This is a genomic window from Kordia sp., from assembly GCF_965224175.1.
GTDB lineage: Bacteria > Bacteroidota > Bacteroidia > Flavobacteriales > Flavobacteriaceae > Kordia.
Genome location: NZ_OZ245041.1, coordinates 611,059 through 630,711 on the forward strand (window position 1 = coordinate 611,059; position 19,653 = coordinate 630,711).

At 30.2% G+C, this 19,653-nt stretch carries 19 protein-coding genes; 9 read left to right on the plus strand and 10 right to left on the minus strand.

Annotated features, from left to right (window positions below):
• Positions 1-52: 52 nt before the first annotated feature.
• Positions 53-742, minus strand: coding sequence for a pseudouridine synthase (locus ACOQOS_RS02890; RefSeq protein WP_420573460.1), 690 nt, complete (start codon positions 740-742; stop codon positions 53-55).
• A gap of 206 nt (positions 743-948) precedes the next feature.
• Here ACOQOS_RS02890 and ACOQOS_RS02895 point away from each other — a divergent pair, with 206 nt between their 5' ends.
• From ACOQOS_RS02895 to ACOQOS_RS02915, 5 genes are all read left to right on the plus strand, one after another.
• On the plus strand, positions 949-1,623 hold the full coding sequence (locus ACOQOS_RS02895) for a hypothetical protein (protein WP_420573461.1): 675 nt from the start codon (positions 949-951) through the stop codon (positions 1,621-1,623).
• A 134-nt stretch (positions 1,624-1,757) separates the two neighbouring features.
• Entirely contained in the window at positions 1,758-3,320 is a 1,563-nt protein-coding gene (locus tag ACOQOS_RS02900; protein ID WP_420575124.1) for a protein adenylyltransferase SelO, read from the plus strand.
• 41 nt (positions 3,321-3,361) lie between these two features.
• A complete protein-coding gene (locus tag ACOQOS_RS02905; RefSeq protein ID WP_420573462.1) occupies positions 3,362-4,021 on the plus strand; it encodes a hypothetical protein in 660 nt (219 codons plus the stop codon).
• 125 nt (positions 4,022-4,146) lie between these two features.
• Positions 4,147-5,367 carry an alpha/beta fold hydrolase gene (locus ACOQOS_RS02910; protein WP_420573463.1) on the plus strand — a complete coding sequence of 407 codons (1,221 nt, stop codon included), beginning with the start codon at positions 4,147-4,149 and terminating at the stop codon, positions 5,365-5,367.
• Between the two features lie 266 nt (positions 5,368-5,633).
• Positions 5,634-6,191: a porin family protein gene (locus ACOQOS_RS02915; RefSeq protein WP_420573464.1), complete on the plus strand. Its 558-nt coding sequence runs from the start codon at positions 5,634-5,636 to the stop codon at positions 6,189-6,191.
• A gap of 69 nt (positions 6,192-6,260) precedes the next feature.
• Here the strand turns inward: ACOQOS_RS02915 and ACOQOS_RS02920 are convergent, their stop codons facing one another.
• Positions 6,261-8,441 carry a T9SS type A sorting domain-containing protein gene (locus ACOQOS_RS02920; protein WP_420573465.1) on the minus strand — a complete coding sequence of 727 codons (2,181 nt, stop codon included), beginning with the start codon at positions 8,439-8,441 and terminating at the stop codon, positions 6,261-6,263.
• A gap of 57 nt (positions 8,442-8,498) precedes the next feature.
• Positions 8,499-9,713 carry a multidrug effflux MFS transporter gene (locus tag ACOQOS_RS02925; RefSeq protein ID WP_420573466.1) on the minus strand — a complete coding sequence of 405 codons (1,215 nt, stop codon included), beginning with the start codon at positions 9,711-9,713 and terminating at the stop codon, positions 8,499-8,501.
• A 124-nt stretch (positions 9,714-9,837) separates the two neighbouring features.
• Between ACOQOS_RS02925 and ACOQOS_RS02930 the strand changes: the two genes are divergently transcribed.
• Complete coding sequence (locus ACOQOS_RS02930) at positions 9,838-10,557, plus strand: hypothetical protein (protein WP_420573467.1); 720 nt, start codon at positions 9,838-9,840, stop codon at positions 10,555-10,557.
• An 801-nt stretch (positions 10,558-11,358) separates the two neighbouring features.
• Here ACOQOS_RS02930 and ACOQOS_RS02935 read toward each other — a convergent pair.
• Entirely contained in the window at positions 11,359-11,568 is a 210-nt protein-coding gene (locus tag ACOQOS_RS02935) for a helix-turn-helix transcriptional regulator (RefSeq protein WP_420573468.1), read from the minus strand.
• 193 nt (positions 11,569-11,761) lie between these two features.
• On the opposite strand from ACOQOS_RS02935, the gene ACOQOS_RS02940 reads away from it, so the two are divergent.
• Positions 11,762-11,959 (plus strand): hypothetical protein, encoded by a 198-nt coding sequence (locus ACOQOS_RS02940; RefSeq protein WP_160127921.1) that lies wholly within the window; start codon positions 11,762-11,764, stop codon positions 11,957-11,959.
• A 10-nt stretch (positions 11,960-11,969) separates the two neighbouring features.
• On the opposite strand, the gene ACOQOS_RS02945 is transcribed toward ACOQOS_RS02940, so the two are convergent.
• The 6 genes from ACOQOS_RS02945 to ACOQOS_RS02970 all read right to left on the minus strand — a co-directional run bounded on the left by ACOQOS_RS02945 (position 11,970) and on the right by ACOQOS_RS02970 (position 17,678).
• Positions 11,970-13,739: a DUF2326 domain-containing protein gene (locus ACOQOS_RS02945; RefSeq protein WP_420573469.1), complete on the minus strand. Its 1,770-nt coding sequence runs from the start codon at positions 13,737-13,739 to the stop codon at positions 11,970-11,972.
• Positions 13,729-13,962 (minus strand): ABC-three component system middle component 6, encoded by a 234-nt coding sequence (locus ACOQOS_RS02950; RefSeq protein WP_420573470.1) that lies wholly within the window; start codon positions 13,960-13,962, stop codon positions 13,729-13,731. Before ACOQOS_RS02950 ends, ACOQOS_RS02945 begins: the two co-directional genes overlap by 11 nt.
• Positions 13,959-14,519: a hypothetical protein gene (locus ACOQOS_RS02955; RefSeq protein ID WP_420573471.1), complete on the minus strand. Its 561-nt coding sequence runs from the start codon at positions 14,517-14,519 to the stop codon at positions 13,959-13,961. Before ACOQOS_RS02955 ends, ACOQOS_RS02950 begins: the two co-directional genes overlap by 4 nt.
• Positions 14,516-14,686 carry a hypothetical protein gene (locus ACOQOS_RS02960; RefSeq protein ID WP_420573472.1) on the minus strand — a complete coding sequence of 57 codons (171 nt, stop codon included), beginning with the start codon at positions 14,684-14,686 and terminating at the stop codon, positions 14,516-14,518. Before ACOQOS_RS02960 ends, ACOQOS_RS02955 begins: the two co-directional genes overlap by 4 nt.
• 470 nt (positions 14,687-15,156) lie before the next feature.
• A complete protein-coding gene (locus ACOQOS_RS02965) occupies positions 15,157-17,181 on the minus strand; it encodes a tetratricopeptide repeat-containing sensor histidine kinase (protein WP_420573473.1) in 2,025 nt (674 codons plus the stop codon).
• 131 nt (positions 17,182-17,312) lie between these two features.
• Complete coding sequence (locus ACOQOS_RS02970; RefSeq protein WP_420573474.1) at positions 17,313-17,678, minus strand: hypothetical protein; 366 nt, start codon at positions 17,676-17,678, stop codon at positions 17,313-17,315.
• A gap of 442 nt (positions 17,679-18,120) precedes the next feature.
• Between ACOQOS_RS02970 and ACOQOS_RS02975 the strand changes: the two genes are divergently transcribed.
• Together ACOQOS_RS02975 and ACOQOS_RS02980 are read left to right on the plus strand one after the other, a co-directional pair.
• Entirely contained in the window at positions 18,121-18,933 is an 813-nt protein-coding gene (locus ACOQOS_RS02975; protein ID WP_420573475.1) for a sensor histidine kinase, read from the plus strand.
• A complete protein-coding gene (locus tag ACOQOS_RS02980) occupies positions 18,926-19,642 on the plus strand; it encodes a LytR/AlgR family response regulator transcription factor (RefSeq protein ID WP_420573476.1) in 717 nt (238 codons plus the stop codon). Before ACOQOS_RS02975 ends, ACOQOS_RS02980 begins: the two co-directional genes overlap by 8 nt.
• The last annotated feature ends 11 nt before the right edge of the window (positions 19,643-19,653 follow it).

The following is a 19,653-nucleotide window of genomic DNA, read 5'->3' on the forward strand; positions in this document are numbered from 1 at the left end:
TGAAAAAAGGGTAAACTTCTGAAATCTATCTTTTAATTTCTGAATCTCCTATTTAAGGAAGTTTCCACTGAAATTTTGCCGCAATTGTGTGCCAATGTCTTGGGAAAGGACACGTAATCACAATTCGCTTTTCTAAAAAAGGATGTGTGAATGTCAAAGATTGTGCGTGCAAAAACAAATTTGAAACTTCAAATTCCGCCTGAAACATTCTATTATGAAAACGATCTCCGTACTTTGGATCGCCAATAAGCGGATGATTTATCTTATTCAAATGAATTCGCAACTGATGCATCCTACCAGTTTTGGGAAGCAATTCTATCAAACTATATCTAGAAGTGTCAAAAGGTTGTACAGCAATAGGTAAACTAACGGTTGTTAAGGTTTTATAATGTGTCAGTGCGTTTTTATAAACTTTTGCATCACGACCTTTTACAGGAGAATCAATCAATCCGTTTTCAGGAGAAAAACCTCTGGCAATGCCGTAATATACTTTCTGAATCTTATCAGTAGTAAACAATACTTGAAATTTAGCAACAAAAGCTTTCTCTTTAGCACAAAGTACAATTCCTGAAGTCTTTCTATCCAAACGATGTATTGGAAACACTTCTTTTTCATACGTTTCTTGCAGCAAACCTACCAATGTTTGTTCTTCTGCTTGATTTCGCGCCATATGCGAATGATGTACCAACATATTATTTGGTTTCGATACCGCAATTACAAAATCGTCTTCGTACAAAATCATACGTAAAATTAAAAAACTATCGTCAAACTACTATAAATACCTATAAAAACAGTTATCAACTCTTTTGATCTAGATCTAAAAATTGTAGATTTAACTTTCATTATGATAAACAATTAATACATCTATAAATTCTTTCAAACTTTTTCAAGTATCCTTCTATTTTTCTGTTTTTCATAATTGTATTTTAAAACTAAACGAAAATTATCATGAATACTAGAATATTAATCATCTTGTCTTTCTTAATTTTTATTGGATGTAATAAACAAAAAGAATTTGCGGTGCCTCCAATACATATTTATATAAATTACAAAGACTCCAATAATATTAATATTCCAATTATAAAATCGTTCACAGAACAATACCAAAAGGCTTTTAAAGATGGAAAAATAATTTCTGAAACCCGAAATGATACTACATTCTTCAAATTATATAATAATGATGGAACACTTCGCACAGATAAGCAAACTTGGCGATATGAAAAACGAGTAACTGCATCAAAACTAAACTGTAATGAAAAGTTGAGCATCAATGTGGAGCGACTAACGTTTTATTTTTGTTATGCTGATGTAAAAGAACTTATAACTAAGCTTTCCGAAAGTGAAGATCAATTTCAAAAAGAACGTTATCAGGTAATTAAACGAGAATTAAGTACTATAGAAGTAAAATATGATGCAAACGAACTTAATTTCGGCGATAGTTATTTCCTTACTAAATTGTTGAGAGAGATTGATTTTGAGATTGTAGATACTGGAAATGAAAACATTACTGAAATAAGAATTGGAGATGTCAATACAGGTTGGGTAGTATCAGATGAATTATATTTATTGAATGGACAAAAAGATACAATTGCAGCTTTTTCCAATACGTATCTTATTCAATAAAATAGGATAGCATCATTAAATGAATGTTTCTCTACATTAGAGAAGATTCAGAACAATCTTAGTATCTTTACAATTCTTAAAAAGTATGCTTATATAAGTGTTTTATAAAGCATACGACAAAGAATTGCTACATGATGAAACTCAATTTAAAAGATACTTTCAATAAAGAATTACCAGCCGATCCTAATAAAAATAACACGCGACGTAAAGTCTTCGAAGCTTGTTATTCGTATGTAACGCCACGAATTCCATCCAATCCCAAACTAATTCATGTTGCAGACGAAGTTGCAGAAATGCTCGATTTAGAGCGTGATACAAACTCAGAAGAATTTCTGAATGTATTTTCAGGGAAAACGGTCTACCCGAAAACAAATCCATTTGCGATGTGTTATGGTGGACATCAATTTGGGCATTGGGCAGGACAATTAGGAGACGGAAGAGCTATCAATTTAGCAGAAATTCGTTCCAACGGGCAACATTGGGCATTGCAACTCAAAGGAGCAGGAGCAACGCCATATTCGCGTACGGCTGATGGTTTGGCTGTATTACGATCGTCTATTCGCGAACATTTATGTAGTGAAGCTATGCATTATTTAGGTGTTCCGACAACACGTTCATTATCAATCGCTTTAACAGGAGATGAAGTATTGCGAGATATGTTATATGACGGAAATCAAGAATACGAAAAAGGAGCCGTAGTTTGTAGAGTAGCGCCAAGTTTTATGCGTTTTGGAAACTTTCAAATATTCGCAGCACGAAAAGATCATAAAAACCTGAAAAATCTTGCGGATTATACGATTCGTAATTTTCACAAAGACATTCAAACTGAAGGAAAAGAAAAATACCTAGCATTCTTCCAAAAAATAGTCAATGCTTCGTTAGAAATGGTGATTCATTGGCAGCGTGTTGGTTTTGTGCATGGTGTCATGAATACAGATAATATGTCAATTTTAGGTTTAACGATTGATTACGGTCCATATGGTTGGCTAGAAGGATACGATCCAAATTGGACACCAAATACAACAGACAGTCAACATCATCGTTACGCCTACGGAAATCAACCAGGAATTGTATTGTGGAACTTAGTACAATTAGCAAATGCTTTATATCCATTAATTGAAGAAGCCAAACCTTTAGAAGACATTTTGGAAAGTTATCAGCAAAATTTCGATCAGAAATATGTGGAGATGATGTCTAAAAAAATCGGTTTAACCGAAATCAACGCAGAAGTAGAACAATTAATAGAAGATTTAGAACAAAATCTACAACTTACGGAAACCGATATGACTATTTTTTTCCGTGAATTACCACGTGTACAAAAGAAAAACACACCACAAGAAGCCTTTCAAAAAATCCACAAATCATTCTACAAATCGTTAGAATTGGCAGGCGCAACAACTGATGCTTGGATTACTTGGTTTACCAAATACATCGCATTATTACAAAAAGAAGAAGACAGAGACGAAACACGAAAATTCAAAATGTATGAAGTCAATCCAAAATTTGTATTGCGAAATTATATGGCGCAACTTGCTATTGATGCAGCAAACAAAGGCGTTTATAAAGTACTCAACGAATTATACGAAGTCTTAAAACGTCCGTATAACGAACAACCAGAATACGAAAAATGGTATGCAAAACGTCCTGAATGGGCGCGAAACAAAGTAGGTTGCTCTATGCTTTCATGTAGTTCTTAATAATTTTTAAAGACCATAATTCGCAGAAAAAAAGATAATGCATGGAACGAAAAGATTTCATTAAAAAGTTCGATAAAATTGCTACGAAGATTTATAAAGGATCAGGAATTAAAAGGACTTCTATAGGAAGTTCTTGGGTTATCTACACGATAGATTGTTTTCATTTTGATTTAATTTTAGAATTTGCAATTGAACTAGATTTAGAAACCGAAGGAAATCCAGATCAATTCTATTATGCTCTAGAAGCTAATTGTTACTGGGAACACGAATGCGAATATGGATATAATATGTCTTTTGGAAAAAGCAATCACATTCCTTTGACTTCTAAAACTGATGAATTAGAATCATTTCTAAAAGAAAGTAAGCTAAAAATTGAAAACTTAAAGGAGCATCTTGTAGATTTTGATAAAGCGGAAACATTTCTCTTAAATCATGAATACAGAACCAAAGAAAATAGAAACTTTTTTGGAAATTACATATTAGGAATTGTCTGCGGACTCAATAATAAAGTAGAAAAAGCCAAAGAATATCTATTTGAAGTGGAAGGTTTCGGATTTATTGATGATGCTTATAACTACATTTATCCAAAACATTTACAAAATTTGATTCAAAAAGCAACAATACTACATGAACTGGTAGATGATCACGAACGCTTTACAACTAAAATAAATGAACTTGTGAAGTTACACAGAGGAAACTGATTTTTGGTATTTAAAAGAATAAATGGCTTGTAGAAAATTTCAAAATATTGAGAGTTCGTAATGTTTTTTACATTTAGTAGACAAACTCTTCAACAATATCAGTGAACACTGAAAAAAATAAACCAATGAAAAGCACAAAACTTCAAATACAGAATAAAAAAGGTCATAATCTAAACGCATATTTAGAATTACCCGCCAATCAAAAACCAAATTATTACGCAATCTTTGCGCATTGCTTTACTTGTAGTAGTACATTAAGTGCTGTACGAAATATCAGTAGAACGCTTACAACACATGGTTTTGGAGTTGTACGATTCGATTTTACAGGTTTGGGTAGGAGTGAAGGTGAATTTGCAGAAAGTCACTTTTCAGGAAATGTAGAAGATTTAGTTGCTGTTCATCAATACATAAAAAACAACTTTCAAGCGCCAAGTTTATTAGTTGGTCATTCGCTTGGTGGTGCTGCCGTATTAGTTGCAGCTTCACAAATAGACGATATCAAAGCTGTAGCTACAATTGGAGCACCAGCTAATGTAAGTCATGTAAAACATTTATTTTCTCATGATATTAATCAAATTCCTTCTGATGAAGATGTACAAATCAATATTGGCGGCAGACCTTTTGTGATCAACAAAGAATTTGTATCAGATTTTGACAAAATAGATTTACCAACAATTGTAAAAAAATTACGCAAACCATTACTAATTCTACATTCTCCGATAGACACGATTGTTGGAATTGAAAATGCTAGAGAATTGTATCAACATGCGCATCATCCAAAAAGTTTTGTTTCTCTTGATAATGCTGATCATTTATTAACCAATGAAATAGATAGTCGTTATGCCGGAAATATTATTGGAACTTGGGTAGAACGTTACTTTCCAAAGCAAGAAAACGAAATGCTACACACGGAAGGTGCACATTTGATTGGACATTTAAACTTGATAGATGATAATTTTACCACAAAAATTCAAACAAAAAATCATCATATGATCGCGGACGAACCTATTTCAGTAGGCGGAAACGATTTTGGACCTTCTCCATACGAATATTTATATGCTGGTTTAGCAGCTTGTACGACAATGACACTTAAAATGTATGCTGATCGTAAAGGTTGGGATTTACGAGAAGTATTTGTCTACATTTCTCACAGTAAAAAGAAAAATACTGAACTTGGTATTGAACTCGAAAAACCTACTCGAATTGACTTTATTACGAAAAAAATAAAATTTGTTGGTGATCTTTCTGATGCACAAAAACAACGTTTAAAAGAAATTGCAGCAAAATGTCCTGTACACAAAACATTGGCAAATCAGGTAGTTTTTGAAAGTGAAGTAATTCAGTAAAATCCACAGACTTTTATTACTTTTTTTATTCTTTGTTTTTAAATTTCAACTTACTTAAAATCAGATTTTTGATGTACTTTTTGACTTCTTATAATCTATATGGAAATTATAATTTATATAGCTTAAAATTACATATCTAGATTCTAAATATTTGATATTCAGTTAGCTTGTTAAAAATGGTTAAAAACGTTAAATCATTTATAACAGGCGATGAAAACCACACAAAATCTATTTCTTTTGTTTGCATCAATTTAAAAATTATAAGAATGAAAAAACTATTACTTATTGCTGCTTTCGCAGTTTTTGGATTTGCAAATGTGAATGCTCAAGACATTAAACTTGGTGCAAAAGTAGGAATGAATTTTGCGTCTATTTATGGAGATACTCCAGCTAATCTTGATCCTATAACTTCGATCGTTAATTTTGGTGTCGTAGGTGAAATTCCAATCAATGAAAAGTTTTCTTTTCAACCAGAATTAATGTATTCCATTCAAGGATTTAGTATCAATGATACTTCGTTAACCTTAAATTATTTTAATATTCCACTAATGGGAAAATACTATCTCACTAAAAAGTTGAGTGTAGAAGCTGGACCACAAGTTGGATTTTTACTTTCTGCCAAAAATGATGGACCAGATGTAACAGACAACTTCAAAACACTCGATTTAGGTGTCAATGTTGGGTTAGGGTATAAGCTAAACAACGGAATTAACTTTGGTTTACGTTACAATTTAGGATTATCTAACATTAATGATGTAAGTGGTTCTTCTGATAAATTTAGAAACAGTACGCTACAACTTTCTGTTGGGTACTTCTTTTTATAAAGCATAAAAAATGGCTCTATCGTTTCTAACAACGTTTAGAGCCAATTCTTTTATTTTGTTGTAAAAATATTATTGTTTAATAATTTTCTCTTGCAGAAGAATATTTCCTTGTGAATTTAATGCTTTAATAAAATAAATTCCAGTGTTTAAATTCGGGAGATTGATTGTTTTTTGATTCGAATTGATTGTTTCTGTCAATAACAAACGTCCTTCGATACTATATAAATTAATTGTAGCTATTTGTTGATTCTCAGTTTCAATTGTCAATTGATTTGTAAAAGGAACAGGATATACTCTTGTTGTATGTATTGCAAATTCTTCAGTATTTAGTGAACCACTAAAATAACCGTTTGCTTTTTGAAAAGCTTCAACACCAATCTTTTCTCCAATAATTCGTCCACGAATATCATCAATTGGCGGATGAATTCCTCCCCAAATTCTAGACAAACTAGTTTGGTCAGAAGCATCACGATAAGTTGCCCATTGTAAAGTAAATGGTGCGCTTGGTCCTTTTTCAAAGACTAAAAAGTTATCTTGTGGAATGTCGAATGTACCCATTCCGCCAGGAAAAAACTCATCACCTGTTAATAAAGTCAATACTTCCGCAGCAGCTCTAGAAAAAGTAGAATGTCCAGAAACATATCCTGCAAAAGGCGGTGTTACAAAAGTTCCACGTTGATAAGGCCACCATTTATTAGCTAAAATCCAGTCAACTCCAGCAATATCTTGCGTAGGATCGTTGATATAATCAGGACCTTTCCAAGCATATACTTTTACTTTACCAACATTTTCATCATTAGTTCCTGCCAAAGGATCACCAGTTTCTATCAATTCTATATAATTTGGAATTAACGGTAACCCATGCGGATCATAACTTGGAAGTGAAGCATCAGAACTTTGTCCTTTACCAGCCATGTATCGAATGGCAGAAATTGGTCGAACATAATCATAATATCCTTTAATTCCCCAAGTATTTATAGCTGCATCATGCATGGCGCCACCAAGTGCCAAATAGCATTTTACATCCCATTGCAAATCGTCTAAAATGGGTCCTGTACCATTTAATCGTTTTTCAACAGATGGATGATCGCTCACATAATTCATAATAGTAAACCAATGTCCAGGAGGCGTTTCGGAGTCAGGTCCATCTGCCCAAAATTCAGCTAAGACTCTCGCATAATCAGCTCTTTTTACCATTTGCGGAACATACGGTTGGTTCGTTGCTGGATTTGTAGCATGTCCTGTGCTTGGATCGCCACCTTGTAAAATGTCGTAAAAAGCCTTGTATTCTTCAAAAGTCTCTGGAAAAGCCGTTGTATCAAGGTTTCCAATGGCACCTGGAGAAATATCAATCATTGTATTATCAGCAGGATCTAAATGTGCTGACCAAAGCGAAACCAGTGCAAAATGCCACTTATACGGATCATCAATACCATCTTCATTAGATTCTTGAATATATACTGGTGCGCCAGGATCATTATATACATAACAATCAAATCCATCATTGAAGATATCTAAATCTTCAGGTTTTAGACCAAAAGGAATTACTTCTCCCCATTCAGGACTTAAAAAATCGGGTGTATTCAGCGGATATACATTTCCACTTTGATCAATGTATACATCAAAAGCTAAAGGTTGCCATTTGTTTGGATCAATATCGTTTGTGTCTTCGTATATCTCTAAAATCAACGGATTATTGGACGGTTGATAATGTTGATTGTCATAATCATTTTGCTCATTAGAACCATCTTGATGTCCAAAATTGATGATTTCGTTCGCCAAATAATTCCCTAAGGCGGCATAAGAACCTGTACTATAATCAGTTGAAACGAAGTTAATATCATATCCATACGATTCAAATAGGGTTTGAAAACTCGCTAGGGAAGTGGTTGCGCCTGGTGAACTTGCAAAACGGTGAGTAAGCAAGCGATACATGGCATAACTCATAATTTCGTGTCGAGCCGCTGCAATATCTGAGGGAACTGCTATTCCATCAAAAGTACAGGTGTAATTTCCATAGGTTTTTCCTAAAAATACAGTCTGCGAAGTAGTATCAAAAACTGCCCAAGCATCGTACATTGCTAATGCACTGTGAAATAGATTTCGAGCATGAACTGTGGGACGAGCAAAATCGCCGCGAATTGCATTTAATAATTCTTCATTCCATTCGCGTGCCACGGAATGTTGTGCTTGAACTATTGGTATAGTAAGCACTAGGCTTAAAAAAGCCGTAATAATAATTTTTTTCATTTTTGGTTGATCGAGGTTTGGTTGTAAACTTACTTAAAAGATTAGGTTTTTACAAACTTATGATGTTGACAGTGAAGCTGTTTTTGTGCTTTTTTGTAGAATCCATAAAATTAATAAGGAACAGCATCCACAAATTAAGAACCCGATAAATAGAGGAGAAGCGGTATTTTTTACAAAACTACCAATATACGTGGCAATTGGTACTGCCATAATTGTAGAGACAAAACCATTGATGGCAGCTCCAATTCCAGCAATATGTCCAACAGGTTGCATGGCTAATGAGCGTAAATTCCCGAAAAGGAAACCTATCGCAAAGAACTGAATAGCAAAAAAGGCAATTAATATATACACATTTGGATTTGGCTGACCGTAAAAGAAAATAAGATATACAATTGGAATTGTAGTGAACGCCATCATAAAGGCGCGTACCAATTTGTACATTCCGTATTTTAATACAAATGTTCCATTTAAAAAAGTAGCAAATCCGACAGAAATTGCAAGCGCGGCAAATACATAGGGAAATTCTTCAACCATACCATATTGGTTTTGGAATATAGATTGCGAAGCGCTTAAATATACCATAAACGAACCTGTGATTAATCCTGAAATTAACGTAAAAGCTATGGATACTTTAAATTTTAAAAATTCTTTTAATCCATTGGTAAATAGGTGTGTAGATAGTTTTATTTTATTTTCTGGATGAAGTGTTTCTGGTTGTCGTCTCCAAAGCCAAATCATGATAATTGCTCCAAAAATTAATTGACTATTAAAGATAGATCGCCATCCAAAAGTATCTAACATAAGTTTTCCTAATGCAGGTGCAACAACAGGAACAAGAATGAAAATTGCAACTATAAACGACATGATTTTTGCCATATAATCACCACTAAAACTATCGCGAACCATGGCAATACTAATGGTTCTTGGAGCGGAAAGTCCGATGCCTTGTAAAATTCTACCAACGATCATGGTTTCTACATTTTCTGCCATGACACAGAGAAAACTTGCCAACACAAAGAGTAAAAAACCAATATAAATTACGGGTTTTCGTCCGATACTATCGGAAAGTGGACCAAAAATTAACTGTCCAAAACCTAAACCTAGAAAAATCATCGTAATTAGTAGTTGATTATCAGTAGATTGTTCGGTTCCGATGGTAATTCCAATCGCTTCTAAAGCTGGTAAAATAGCATCAATAGATAAGGCTACTATAGACATCAAAGATGCCATGAGTATAATAAATTCTGTTTGCGATTGATTTTTTGAAAGCATTCGGCAAAAATACAGCTTATAGGTGAGTTTCGTGTATTTTTTAGTGAAAGCTTTGTTAAATATATGTTAGCATATGAATAGAAGATTTGTGAAGTTTTAGTATATTTAGTTTTTAACTTTTATCATGAAATTTTTTAATAAAGAACGCTCAAAGTTCATGGAAGGAAAAAATATAAAGAAATACTTAAAGTACGCTTTTGGTGAGATTATTTTGGTTGTACTAGGAATTTTGATTGCAGTTGGAATTAATAATTGGAATCAACGAACGCAACTAAATTCTGCTAATGTTGAATTAAGAAAAAATGTCATAAAACAATTAGAAAAAGATATTGCGTCTATAGAAGAGTATCAAAAGGAATTAGATACGTTACAAAATAATTATTTGAATTTCTTAAACAAAGCACATGATAAAAGTAAACTGAAACGTGGCAGCGTTTTGGGAACTTTATTATTTAGAGTCAATACGATGGATACAGATACGCATGTGATTGATTTGATAGATAATGCAAAATTAAATGAATCGAAAGCTTCAGAGAAATTACAGAATTTAAATTCAGCCTATAAAATTTATTTAGAAGAAATAAAATCTGTAGAACAATTGATTTTTACAACGATTACGGATAACTTAAAAGAGATTGAACGTTCGCAAGATTGGTATGCAGATTTCATCACGGATTTGGTTTGTAAAAACGATTGTATTGATTATTTAAAAAATGACAAACGTCATCATGCAAGAATGGCTTCGTTACGATTTTTGTATGTAAATGGTTATGGAGAAATTATTGGTGCATTAAAAAATGATTTGATAGGTTATCGCCGCGATTTACAGCAAATAGGGAATTAGGCATAAAGTAGTTTGTTGAATTGTTTTGAGAGTATTAGAATTTTCTATTTAACATAATATAAATTATGATACAAATAATATATATTGGAAAGTAGAATAATCAGCGTATTTGTAAACCATAATGATATTATGCTAAATATCCCAGAACCTTTGTATTTACTACTAGAATCATTGTGCTTGGGTCATGAACCTTTATTTATTGGAACGCTTCGCTACAGAAAATTTTGTCCCATAATTTGTCGTTATGCTAAATTGCCGCGCTCAAATGCTCGATTGCTTTCATAAAATCAAATTGTTTTTACAATTTATTTTATACGCAATTTTCCAACGCTTTCCAGCCGCACAAAAGCTACTTTAGAAATTCTACACGAACAATCTATTATATGAGAAACATTTCGTTAGAAAAAGTTTTATAACCTTTACGTTAGCCTGTCGCATACTTATAAAAATTTTTTGCAAAGAATTTTATATAAATATGCTTCCTATTTGTTTTACAAAAACCTTTTTTGGCTTTTCGTTATGTTAAATAGCTTTTGAGTTTTAATAAGAACCTTTGGTAGTTTTTTATTTTGTCTTTTTCTTGATAAAAAGAAACAAAAATCAAGACTTCAGAATACTTTGGAAACAATTACGGCTCGTTCGCTATATTCTAGAAGTGTTTATAGTTCTTTAGCTTATTTTGTTTTCAATTAAAATATAGAATTCTCAACAAAAATATTGCTTCATCTCTAGAATATGGACGCTCACTCGCCTATTGTTTTGACCAAAGTTTTCTGAGGTCGCTAAAGTTTCGATTGAAATTTATTCTTTTGTAGAAACTAATAGTTCTCGAATATCCACATCTAAAATTTCTGCGATTTTTTTTAAGTCCTTTAAATGTGGTTGTGATTTATTGTTGCAAAACGCAGTTACAGAAGTTGTGCTTTTTCCAAGTTGTTCTGCAAGCCAAACTTGCGATTTTCCTTGAATTACTAAGACTTCTTTTATTCTATTTATTCTTTCTGCTGACATATTTGTTGCTGTATTCTTCTCTAAATATATAATACATTCTTAATAAAACATAAGTTTAGATTATGTTTTATTAATTTAAACTTGCGTTTTTAAAAATTAAATTATAAGTTTGAATTAACTTTATATAAGTTATAATTATATAAATGTAATTTTTAGTTAAATATTTATTGTTAATAATTTTATTCCAAACTTTATGCCATTTCCAAAATATACAAAAGCTGACTTAGAGAAAATCGTATCTACGCAACTAGACAATCTTAATGCAGTTCACGATTTATTAAAGATTATGAAACTTCAAAATGAACTTATTGAGAATGCAAATAAGAAATTAAAAGATGAAATTATTGACTTTAAGAGACGTGTTAATTATGGAACTGGGAAGTTTGAATAAAGTTAATAGTTTAGAAATCGGAACGAAATAATTTGTCTATTGGAGATAATGTTAAAATAGAATGATTTTCTACATATATAGGACTAGCTATTTCTCCATCACCAAATTTCTCTGATAATGTACCTTCTTCATTTATTGTAGTTATATATTGAATTTTATGCCCAGTATTTGCTATACCTTGAATAAATTCACAGACAGATATAAAATGGGCTTTATCTACTCCATCAAAAATACCATCATGGATTAAAAATCTTGGAAAATTTATAGTATTAATTAAGTTAAACATCAAAATAGACAAATCATAAACTAAAGTTCTACCTTGATTCTTTCCTTTACCATACATATCTGGAAGACTTATATCTATTTCTATTATACTTTTTTTATTAGTTCCTCCTATGATAGAAAATTGTGATAAAGAATCCTTATTAATGTATATAGCGTTGTATACCGATTCAAAATTTTCAGCAAACTTCAAGTTTGATTCAGAAGCTTCGTTGCTTAAAAACTCTATGGATTTTAAACTTAAATTTGATAACTCACTTCTTATTTCATTTAATTCTTTTTGTAAATCAAAAAGAATTTTAGTGTTGGCTTCTAAATCACTTAACCTATTTTTCTTTTCACTTAGGTTATAAAATGCCTCAGTTAAATCTGAGATTGCTTCTTGAGCAGATAAAAAATAAAAAATCTTAGCTCTTTCTTTTTCGAGCTTTTGGATGATTTCATTTCTCTTTTTTGTATTTTCTTTAATCTTATCGATCTCTATTTTCAAAAATTCTTTCCTTGATTCATTTAATTTTTTTCTAAAATCGATTGCTTCTTTTAAAGTTTTTATAATCTTAATTGCTAACTCCTCAGATATTTCTTTATACATGGTATTTATCCTTCGAGTATTTATTTTACTTGGTAACGAATAACTTTCCTGATAAGATTTTAATTTATCTTTATCTAAAAAATTATGATATAAATTGTTTTTAATCTTTTCAGTTAAAATATTTGCTTCTTTTTCAGCATCTTCATACTGTGCTCCTAGCTCAAATTTGTCTATAGCATCAGAAAGTTTTTTAATTTCTAGTTTTAATTTATTAGTTTCAATTTGGGCATGTTTTAGATCTGTTATATCATACTTTTCATCAACATATCTTGAAATTTCAGAAACTGTTTTAGAAATACCTTTTTCATTTACTCTATTCTCAAATATTTTATTGGGTATTGTATTATTTAAACCTAATAAATAAAAATTGTAAACATTTAATTCTGGATCGCTGAGTTCAGAAATATATTTTATTGGATCAAGAAATTTTGCTTTTTTAAACTTCTGAATCTTAGTATAAAAAAGAATAAGACTTCTATACCATTTATCGGGAAGAAATGAGCCTTTGTAATTTTCTCTTTTAAATATTAAGTTAGATAAAATTCGTTTTAGATTTTTTATTTTATAAAAAGATGTAGGTTCATTAATTTTTCCAAATTCAATATGATCTGGATCTTCTACATTTCTTTTTATAATGTATTCAATATTATCAATTTCAAATTCTAAGACAATATCATAACCTGTCATCAATTCTTTTGCCTTGTATAATCTAGCATTATGATTTTTTCTATATGAAGCTAATAAAGTAAAATCTATTAAATCTAAAAATGTAGACTTACCAATACTATTTAATGAATCTTTAGGGTTCTTTTCGTCTTTAATTCCATATATGAAATTAAGCCCATTTGAAAACTCAACAGCTTTAAACAAACCTGGTGGTTGTGAATATATTTTTTTAAGATACATTGTTTTTTTTAGATATTTTATTTTTGTCAATAGTGATAGCTTCAATAAGCCATAAATAAGTTATAGTATCATAAAATGAGTCTAAATCTATGCTATTAGTGATCTTTATAGATTGGTATAGTTCCTCCATTGTAAAGTCTTCTTTTCTTAGTAAGAAAAGGATATCCGCACCTAATACCATTGGATTTAATTTTATATTTTGATGTTTAGTTGGTATAATCATATAAGATCAAATAAAGAAGTTTGTTGAGATTCATTTGAAGTCTTTTCAAAAATTGTGCAATCATCAAAGAAGAAAAGAACTATCGATTGAGCTATACTTCTATATGTAGGGTTTTTGATACTATTTTCAGGAATAAAGAAGTCGGTTAATCTATATAAAATTTGTATTTGAGTAACATCTTTTGATTCGTTTTTTATCTTATTATAATTGTTTAAAACATAATAATGTATATCACTTTGTTCTTCAGAATCTAAAGTTTGAAATGCTTTTTCTACAAAGTTTATTTTAGTATATAATTTATTAAAATATTGTTTTACTTCTTTTTGTTCATCAGCATCTGAAAAATTTAATTCTACTTTCTTTTTAATATGAATTAATTTATCTCGTACAGAAGATGATTCAGTATCGATTTCATAATTTTCTTCTTTATATTTTTTTAATACAAAATCAAAAATATCTGTAATTACTCCATATTCCTGCTTATCTTCACTAACATTATTAATAATAGTATCTCTTCCAGATGCTATATTTTCATCTCCATCAATTCTCGTTCTCATTTCTTCTTTTTAATTTTAGTATCTCTGCCAGAAATTATATTGTCATCGCCTTTTATGTTATTCGTTTTAATTTTATTATTAATATTTATAACTTTATTAGCAACAAAAAGAGAAACTAAAAACGATAATATAGAACTTACTCCAACTACTATTTCAAATATTTTCATTATATCCTAAATTTTTAAAAATCCAATCTCAAATATACAAATTTTTAACAAGTAATATTTTACGGAAACCCGTAATATAAAATAACATTTGTACTACATATCTCATTCCACAACTATTCCACTTCGCTCCTACGTCACTTATGTAAAAATTGTTCCATTACCTTTTGTAAGAGAAACTTTCTGGTAATAACTTTTTAAAAACTTGAAGTGTAAACTTTGCTTTTCTCCAAATCGAAAGCATTGAAGATTCGCGAACACCTCTAAAACAATAGTAATGATGTGAGCAAAGTAAAGTAACATAACGCGAGAACATTATAACACATTTTAACAACAATTATAATAAGTCATTATGTAAAATTGCTTTTGTGTCGTTTTATAATTAAACATCCTTACAAATCAATAATTTGTCAACGCTTTTTATAGTTTATATGGAGCTATGCCGAAATACACAAAAGCTACTTCAGAAATTCTTATTCTACTAACATTCTAGCATTAGTATCTTTAAAACTAACCTTGAATGAACAACCATTTTCATTCGTGTAGATTGTTTTTCCATGTAATTGTTTCGCTAATTGTCGTACCAAACGTAAGCCTAAACTTTTTGCCTTGTTGAAATTAAACTCTTTTGGCAATCCTAGTCCATTATCTTTTACTTCTAGTACATACTCTTCCGTGTTGATTTTATTGATTGAAATGTCTAATAGTTGCTCTGTACTAGTAAAACCATACTTGTATGCATTCGTAATTAATTCATTTATAATCAACCCTAAAGGAATGGCGGTATCTATATCAAATTTATAATTAGGTATGTTGTAGGTTACTTTGGTAGTTGATTTTTTTCCATAGGTTTTAGATATATCTTCAACAAGCATTTGTATATACTCGTCTAATTCTATTAATAAATCATCATTTTGATACAAGCGTTGATGAATTAACGCCATCGATTTTACTCTATTTTTTCCTTCTTTGGCCAATTCTAAAGCTTTCTGATCTTCAATACCTTTACTTTGTAGCTCTAGTAAACTCGCAACAATCTGAAAGTTATTTTTTACTCTATGATGTATTTCTTTTAATAGCAATTGTTTTTCATCAAGCTGCTTATTGATAATCCTGTTTTTCTCTTCTAAAATTTTGGCTTGTTTCTTTTTTCTAATGAATGAGTATATGACAAATCCAGAAATTCCTAAAACGGCAATTAATCCAAAAATCAACCAATTTTTTGCTTCTTTTTCTTCTGCAATATCTTTTTGATGCGCAAGTGCTGTTTCATACTTTTCTTTTTGGAATTGATTGTTTAACTCAATTTCCTTGAATTTTTCAATTTTATTTTTATCGTTAATACTGTCGTTAGCCTTGTGGAATTCTCTTAAATAATATAAGGCTTCTTTGGGTTTATTCGCTTTTTCTAAAGAGGATGATAAATTAAAAGCGTTCCCTCTAATTTTTTGCAAATGGTTTGCTTTTTTATAAAAGTCATACGTTTTTTTAAAAAAAGTAACTGCTTTTTCATATTCTCCTTTTTTAAAAGCAAGCGTACCTCTTGTTTCGTTGACATTGGCTAAAAAACCAAGTTCATGTATTTCAGGAAGTTCTTTATCTATGATTGCTAAATAGTGAGCGCTACTGTCTATTATATTAGATACTTCTAAATGATAGTCTGCTAGTTGCTTGTAAATATTAGCTTTCATGTATTTTTCATTCGGCACATATGCTAAATATTTTACACTTTTATCAAGTTGTAGTTTTCGTTTATCCTGCAAATCCATCTGATCATATAAATCTGCTAAATTTCCCATAGACTGCAAGGCAAATGCGGAATCACGTCTTGTTTTTCGGAGAAGTAAATAATCAATAACTTGTTTGTTGTATGTTTCAGCTTTTTGATAATCTTTATTGTAATAATATACTGCGGCTAGACGTTTTATGGCGGATACACTATCACGAGAATCTACAGCATATTCTTGTGCTTTATGTATGTTTTGAAGCGATCGATCGTAATGTCCCAAAGCGATATTTATACGAGATTTTGTAAAATGTCCCTCAAATGTAGCATAGTCATACTTTACCTTTTTTGAAGCAACAATAGCAGAATCACAAAATGGTAATGCTTTCGTGTTTTCTTCTTGTATGGCTAAAAATTTCCCATATCTGGCATATAAAATACTTAATAAGAAATCTTCATTATTTTTTTTAGCAAATAATATTGCTTTTTCGTAGCAGAGTTTTGTAGTGTCTACATCTGTTTTTAATCGATACAGAAAAAAACCTTTATTAAAATAGGTATATGCACACTGTTCATCATTGTTAGTTGCTCTACCTTGTCTAATTTCTTGGTTATAAAAGTCTATTTTTTGTGATACTGATAAGGTATCAACAACTTTGTAAGTTTTTATCTTTGCCAATAATTCTTTTCTGCTTTGTTGCGCATTTGACAAATTAAAAACAAAAAGACTTATGAGAATGAGTATATATTTAGGTTGAGCGATTAGATTCATGTCCTAAAAATAAATAAATAATTGAATTCTTTTATATTATTCTTATTAATACATTAGAAATATAAAAGCGAACTAATTGGCTAGTTCGCTATATTCATGTGCAAAGTAATTTTAATTTCATACACTTTGTATTATTTGTTAAGAGCAGATTTTAAACTCCATTTGTAGATTAAAATTCCTAATCTTCCTATTACAAATGAAAACAGCCCAAACGTGATGGTTAGTAAAGATCCTTTTAATTCTGCCGAAAAAAGATCTGGTCTTACTTCTCCAAGCACTTGAGCCATATTAAATAGTTTTATAATTCCTAATATTGAACCCAAACATCCAATAACTAGTGATAATAAACTTGAATCTATAGCTAAGCCAATCATTTTTTTTGAATGTATTTCGTCTTTTGTTTTGCTTAAAAAAGCTTTTGTAATAAAGAATAATGACAGTAATAATAGTACTAAAATGATATACATCACTAGTCCGCCTTGATTTAATAATCCCATTGTTAAGAAGTTTTAGAGTTTATAATTATTCAAACTTAAGATGAAATTTGTTTCAAAAGTAAGTAATGCGACTAACAACCATTTTAAGAAGCGATTCAACAGAATTGTTAAAACTCGTGCTAAACCTGTTATTCGTCTTAAAAACAATATTAGAAACAAAAAATGCGCTATTTTGTAGCATTATTAGATAAAAGTGAAGATAAAACCGCACATAACAAAACCGTTGAAACGTACACTACGTCATATTTTGTTTTGGAGTTTCATTTTGGTGTTCTTCACCTCTATTTTTGGCGTTGGTAATACTTTTGATATGAATGTTGTTTACTTTTCTTTCTTTTTAATGCCTGTTACTATTGGCGCTACATATGTTTCGATATACAAATTACTACCTGATTATTTAATTACAAAACGGTATTTTTTATTCGGATTGTATAGTTTTTACATGTTAATCATTTTAGTTTTTGGAGCTATTTTTTCAATCTTTTTTGCCTTGGCATTTTTAACCAATTTTAAATTTGAAAAAATGACTGTTTTAAGTAAAAGCAGTATTTTTATAATTACTAGTATTTGTTTAGTTGTAATTGTTGTTAGTGCTTTTAAGTTATTGAAATTAAATCTAAAACAATCAACGAATAACGCTAAGTTAGAAGCAAAAATATTAGAAGCACAACTAAAATTAAAGGAACAAGAACTGAGGTATCTTAAAATGCAAATCCATCCGCATTTTTTATTTAACACCTTAAATACAATGTACGGTTTAGCACTTAAAAAAGCAGAACAAGCGCCAGACATGATATTGAAACTCTCTAATTTATTAGATTATTTATTATATCAAACCGAAAAACCTTTAGTCTTAATTACCGAAGAGATAGCGCATATTAAAGATTATATTGATTTAGAAAAAATGCGTTTTAACAATACTTTGGAAGTCACAATGAATGAGCAACTTGCATCAAAACATACAACCATTGCTCCTATGTTATTACTTCCATTTATAGAAAACAGCTTCAAACATGGTAGTATTAAAAATGGTGTTTTAAAGATTGATATTCAGATTATTACAGATTTTGAAAAGGTATACTTTAGAATAAAGAATTCTAATTCTCAAAACACATCATCTCAACATGGTATTGGATTAGAAAATATTAAGAAGCGATTAGAATTATTGTATCCAAATAAACATGAACTATCTATAACTGAAAATAAAAACGACTTTGAAGTATCTTTAAAATTAAAAACAACACAAAATGCCTAATACTTCAACTATTTCTTGTTTGATTATTGATGATGAATCTGTAGCTAGAGAAATTATAGCTACTCATTTGTCTAAACTTTATAATATTAATGTAGTTGCAAGTTGTAGTAACGCTTTAGAAGCGTTTAACTACATTAGTAATCAACAAATTGATTTGGTGTTTTTAGATATAAATATGCCAGAAATATCAGGAATTTCATTTGCAAAATCTATTAATAGCGATATCAAAGTTATTTTCACAACCGCATACAGAGATTACGCTGTAGAAGGATTTGAACTTAAAGCTGTTGATTATTTATTAAAACCTATTTCATTTGATAGATTAAAAAATGCATTGGATAGATATTATGATATCTACGGAAATGTAACGACTCCAAAACTATCTTTTGATGAGATTTCAGATTTTATGTTTGTACGATCAGAGCGTAAAATGATTAAAGTTGATTATAACTCAATTCTATACATTGAAAGTTATAGTGATTACCTTAAAATACATATAGAAAACCACACAATAGTCACTAGAGAAACGATAAGTGCTATAGAGGCAAAACTACCAAAACAGTTTTTTTTGCGTATTCATCGCTCCTATATTATTTCTATACATTACATTCAATCCTTTACAAACGAATATATTACAATTAATAAAGAAGCATTGCCAATTAGTAGATCTTATAAAAAAGATGTTTTAAAACAACTTGAGAAATTTTGACTGGTATTCTT

Excerpts from the sequence above, each read along its gene's own strand:
- ACOQOS_RS02890 (WP_420573460.1), bottom strand. The coding sequence starts at position 742 with ATGATTTTGTACGAAGACGATTTTGTAATTGCGGTATCGAAACCAAAT.
- ACOQOS_RS02895 (WP_420573461.1), top strand. The coding sequence starts at position 949 with ATGAATACTAGAATATTAATCATCTTGTCTTTCTTAATTTTTATTGGA.
- ACOQOS_RS02900 (WP_420575124.1), top strand. The coding sequence starts at position 1,758 with ATGAAACTCAATTTAAAAGATACTTTCAATAAAGAATTACCAGCCGAT.
- ACOQOS_RS02905 (WP_420573462.1), top strand. The coding sequence starts at position 3,362 with ATGGAACGAAAAGATTTCATTAAAAAGTTCGATAAAATTGCTACGAAG.
- ACOQOS_RS02910 (WP_420573463.1), top strand. The coding sequence starts at position 4,147 with ATGAAAAGCACAAAACTTCAAATACAGAATAAAAAAGGTCATAATCTA.
- ACOQOS_RS02915 (WP_420573464.1), top strand. The coding sequence starts at position 5,634 with ATGAAAAAACTATTACTTATTGCTGCTTTCGCAGTTTTTGGATTTGCA.
- ACOQOS_RS02920 (WP_420573465.1), bottom strand. The coding sequence starts at position 8,441 with ATGAAAAAAATTATTATTACGGCTTTTTTAAGCCTAGTGCTTACTATA.
- ACOQOS_RS02925 (WP_420573466.1), bottom strand. The coding sequence starts at position 9,713 with ATGCTTTCAAAAAATCAATCGCAAACAGAATTTATTATACTCATGGCA.
- ACOQOS_RS02930 (WP_420573467.1), top strand. The coding sequence starts at position 9,838 with ATGAAATTTTTTAATAAAGAACGCTCAAAGTTCATGGAAGGAAAAAAT.
- ACOQOS_RS02935 (WP_420573468.1), bottom strand. The coding sequence starts at position 11,568 with ATGTCAGCAGAAAGAATAAATAGAATAAAAGAAGTCTTAGTAATTCAA.
- ACOQOS_RS02940 (WP_160127921.1), top strand. The coding sequence starts at position 11,762 with ATGCCATTTCCAAAATATACAAAAGCTGACTTAGAGAAAATCGTATCT.
- ACOQOS_RS02945 (WP_420573469.1), bottom strand. The coding sequence starts at position 13,739 with ATGTATCTTAAAAAAATATATTCACAACCACCAGGTTTGTTTAAAGCT.
- ACOQOS_RS02950 (WP_420573470.1), bottom strand. The coding sequence starts at position 13,962 with ATGATTATACCAACTAAACATCAAAATATAAAATTAAATCCAATGGTA.
- ACOQOS_RS02955 (WP_420573471.1), bottom strand. The coding sequence starts at position 14,519 with ATGAGAACGAGAATTGATGGAGATGAAAATATAGCATCTGGAAGAGAT.
- ACOQOS_RS02960 (WP_420573472.1), bottom strand. The coding sequence starts at position 14,686 with ATGAAAATATTTGAAATAGTAGTTGGAGTAAGTTCTATATTATCGTTT.
- ACOQOS_RS02965 (WP_420573473.1), bottom strand. The coding sequence starts at position 17,181 with ATGAATCTAATCGCTCAACCTAAATATATACTCATTCTCATAAGTCTT.
- ACOQOS_RS02970 (WP_420573474.1), bottom strand. The coding sequence starts at position 17,678 with ATGGGATTATTAAATCAAGGCGGACTAGTGATGTATATCATTTTAGTA.
- ACOQOS_RS02975 (WP_420573475.1), top strand. The coding sequence starts at position 18,121 with ATGTTAATCATTTTAGTTTTTGGAGCTATTTTTTCAATCTTTTTTGCC.
- ACOQOS_RS02980 (WP_420573476.1), top strand. The coding sequence starts at position 18,926 with ATGCCTAATACTTCAACTATTTCTTGTTTGATTATTGATGATGAATCT.